We start from the raw sequence: 803 nt of genomic DNA, 5'->3' as shown, positions 1-803 counted from the left end.
GCGGCGGCGAACATCACATCTTCGGCCACGGCGGCGTCGCGGCAGAGGCTGAGACTCTGGGCCTGCCGCTGCTGGGCGCGCTGCCGATTGATCTGGAGACCCGCCTGGCCGGCGACAGCGGCACGCCCATCGCCGCGGGGGAGGGGCCAATGGCCCAGGCCTATGCCCGCATTGCCGAAGGCTTGATCGGCGGCGGCATGGCCTGAGGCGCCGGTCCGTTCCCAAATTTTGAGAGGCTTTTCTGACAGGCCCGCCGTTTTGGCGGGCCTTTAGCATGACGGGGGTGAACCATTGGTTGCCTGCGCGCAGAGCACAGCGGGGGCGGAGTGTTCTGTTGCTTTGGGCGCAAATGGGATTGCCCGCCGGAAATGGGGCTGCATGGCACGTGCTGCGCCGGACGGGAACCTATGGGACCGCTGGGAAAGCGTGGGACTGCTGGGAAAACGCGGGAGCTGCGGGAAATCATGGGCAGCATGGGAAATCATGGCCCTTTCCCTGCAATGCACCCCTTGAAGTTGCGAATCACTCAGTGTTGAAACGCTTATGCAGGGCGTTTTTAGCGCTGTTTCTGATTGCTGGGCGTGAACGTACCGGGAACGTTCAGATTCGTGAGTGCGGGATCTGTGGAATCGCGGGAAACTATGGGAAAAAAATTGCCTCTGCAATCTGTGTCTATATCTAGTGTTTGCGCTGAGTTTACTCACTAGTGGTTCCGAATTTTGCCCCAATTTGACTGCGAATCTTGCCCGAATCTGCGGATTCCTTGTCAAGGCTTCGGCGATTTCCCGCAGAAAACAGTTGCG

The 803-nt window shown here is 59.8% G+C and carries 1 protein-coding gene; it reads left to right on the top strand.

What is annotated here, in order from left to right; all coding sequences use genetic code 11:
* Positions 1-206: P-loop NTPase (locus tag RA25_RS22000; RefSeq protein WP_039175069.1), on the top strand; the 206-nt coding region annotated here is incomplete at its 5' end.
* Positions 207-803: the final 597 nt, after the last annotated feature.

The sequence above is a fragment of the Leisingera sp. ANG-S5 genome (genome assembly GCF_000813925.1).
GTDB lineage: Bacteria > Pseudomonadota > Alphaproteobacteria > Rhodobacterales > Rhodobacteraceae > Leisingera.
Note: the sequence above shows the minus strand (reverse complement) of the source record. Positions and strands in the feature narration are given on the sequence as shown.